This window comes from Mycobacterium sp., assembly GCF_035314665.1.
Classification (GTDB): Bacteria; Actinomycetota; Actinomycetes; order Mycobacteriales; family Mycobacteriaceae; genus Mycobacterium.
Window position 1 is genome coordinate 1 of sequence record NZ_DATFZD010000434.1, and the last position, 2,260, is coordinate 2,260.

3 protein-coding genes and 2 pseudogenes are annotated in these 2,260 nt (G+C 62.7%); 2 read left to right on the forward strand and 3 right to left on the reverse strand.

The window, feature by feature from the left end; translation table 11 throughout:
• The 3 genes and pseudogenes from VKI00_RS31660 to VKI00_RS31670 all read right to left on the reverse strand — a co-directional run.
• Window positions 1–323 (reverse strand): annotated as a pseudogene (locus VKI00_RS31660) (hypothetical protein); the annotation flags it as partial.
• An 11-nt stretch (window positions 324–334) separates the two neighbouring features.
• Window positions 335–523 (reverse strand): hypothetical protein, encoded by a 189-nt coding sequence (locus VKI00_RS31665; protein WP_324447140.1) that lies wholly within the window; start codon window positions 521–523, stop codon window positions 335–337.
• Complete coding sequence (locus tag VKI00_RS31670; RefSeq protein ID WP_324447142.1) at window positions 520–1,002, reverse strand: hypothetical protein; 483 nt, start codon at window positions 1,000–1,002, stop codon at window positions 520–522. The genes VKI00_RS31665 and VKI00_RS31670 overlap by 4 nt, the downstream gene beginning before the upstream one ends.
• Before the next feature lie 74 nt (window positions 1,003–1,076).
• On the opposite strand from VKI00_RS31670, the pseudogene VKI00_RS31675 reads away from it, so the two are divergent.
• Window positions 1,077–1,322 (forward strand): annotated as a pseudogene (locus VKI00_RS31675) (CoA transferase); the annotation flags it as partial.
• 46 nt (window positions 1,323–1,368) lie between these two features.
• Window positions 1,369–2,073, forward strand: a complete 705-nt coding sequence (locus VKI00_RS31680; RefSeq protein ID WP_324447144.1) for an IS6 family transposase — start codon at window positions 1,369–1,371, stop codon at window positions 2,071–2,073.
• Window positions 2,074–2,260: the final 187 nt, after the last annotated feature.

Genomic DNA, 2,260 nt, shown 5'->3' on the forward strand with positions numbered 1-2,260 from the left:
ACGAAGTAGTAGGCCCGCATCATCCAATGTCCGAACCGGTGCCAGGCCTCCATCAGCCGCTCGTCCTGGGCCGCCGACATTTCGCGCAGGTAACCGGCCGCCTCGGTGCGGACGCCGTGATAATCGCGCTCGAGCTTGTCCGCCGCCTCGCGCAGCCGCTCGTCGAACCACGGTTCGCTCAGCAGCTGGATGACCTCGGGGGTGTCCGAACCGACCGGGCCGGGCGGCTCCTCGACCATTCCCACGCGCTGCAGTAGCCGCCTGACACGCACTCGGTCCAGTGCGGCGACGACGCTCTTCTGAGCACGCAGTGTCTCGGTCATCCGCCTGCTCCTCACCGAGCGGTGCGGGGGCTTTGCGTCTGGGCACCCGGCTTGACCGGGATCGCTGTCATCGCCCGCTCGGCCATCGCCGTGATCGTCAGCTGGTTGGTTCCCAGCGCGCCGGCAGCGACGACGACACCGCGTGCGCTCTGCGTCCGGCGGTCCTTGCGTATCCAGGAGCCGGTGTGTTCGCTGGTCACGGCATACCCGTCTGAACCATCCGCCGCCCCCAGCGGCCTAATCGATATGACCGTGCGTTCGGGATCGATCCGAACACCCAGGCGCTCGGCGAACCAGAGATAGTTTTTCGGCAGGGTGTTCTTGGCATTGTTGCGGCAGCCCAACAGACACAACCCGCATTCAATGCAGCCGACCGGGCCGGACCGTCGCCGCCGAAGTACGGATCAGCCTGTTCTACGCCGGGCTCGCCGAAGTAAACGCCGACGGTCACTGGGCGGACCGTGTCGGCTACCCCGAGATCGACCGCAATCGCGCCCATCGCCTCATCGGCGGGCGGGCGGTGCGGCTGCGGCACGGCGCCGAGCATGGCCTCGGCCAACTCGTAGTACTTCTCCAGATCCGGGGCGTCTCCGCAGACCCTGTCCGTCGCCGCGATGCGAATCCGCGCCTTCGCGGTCAGGTCCTCGCCGCTCGTGAACGGAGGAACGACCTGTGTCATGCCGGCCATGTTAGCTCTTGCTCAATCGACTGTACAGCTATATGTTAACCTATACGTTCGTATAGTGAGGCGATGTGCCTGACCCGCTGACCGGAGTTCGCGTGGTGACGCTCGCCGTGAACTTGCCCGGCCCATTGGCGGCCGCCCGTTTGGCAAGCTTCGGTGCCGACGTGACCAAGGTCGAGCCACCACACGGTGATCCGCTCGCGACGGCCTCGCCCAGTTGGTACAAGCAGCTCACCGCGGATCAGCGGGTGATCGTTCTCGATCTCAAGTCGTCGTCGGAGCGCGCTGCACTCGACGCCGAACTTGTGCAGGCGGCATCGTCAAGTTGTTGGTCTGGTGTGGTGCTGCCAGGATTGGTCGGTGGCGATTGCGGCAAGATACAAGGGCTATCGGTATCCGATCGAGATCATCGGGCACGCGGTGTGGCTGTATCACCGTTTTGCGCTGAGCCTGCGCGACGTTGAGGAGCTGATGTTGGCCCGCGGTGTGGTGCTCACCTACGAGACGATCCGATCCTGGTGTGCCAAGTTCGGGACGGACTACGCCAACCAGCTGCGTCGGCGCCGACCTTGCCCCGGCGATAAATGGCACCTCGATGAGGTTTTCATCAAGATCAACGGCATCACGCATTACCTGTGGCGCGCGGTCGACCAGCACGGCAACGTGCTCGACATCCTGGTCCAGTCGCGGCGAAACGCCAAAGCAGCCAAGCGATTTTTCCGCAAGCTGCTCAAGGGCCTGCGGTATGTGCCGCGGGTGATTGTCACCGACAAGCTGGCCAGCTACGGGGTCGCTCACCGCGAGCTGGTTCCGTCGGTGACCCATCGCCGCTCGAAATACCTCAATAACCGGGCTGAGAACTCCCATCAGCCGACCAGAATCCGGGAACGGGTGATGAAACGCTTCGCCTCGCCCGGGCAGGCTCAACGGTTCCTGTTTGCGTTCAGCCACATCCGAGAGCACTTTGGTTCCCGTCGTCATCTGATGAGTGCACCCCAATGGCGATCCGAGATGACCAACCGCTTCGGGGTCTGGCACGAAATCACAGCCGCTGCAGCGGCATGAAAAACGCAGTTAGCCACTACATTCCACTACCGAAACCACTCACATCGACTGCACCACAAGCATTCTCAAATAACTTGACGATGCCAACAGAACAATACGGTGCGAGGGATCTATTGCGAAGCAGTCCGTTTCGCGATATTCCACTGCGTTTCGGCCGATACCAGCAATTAGAACACGACGACACAAC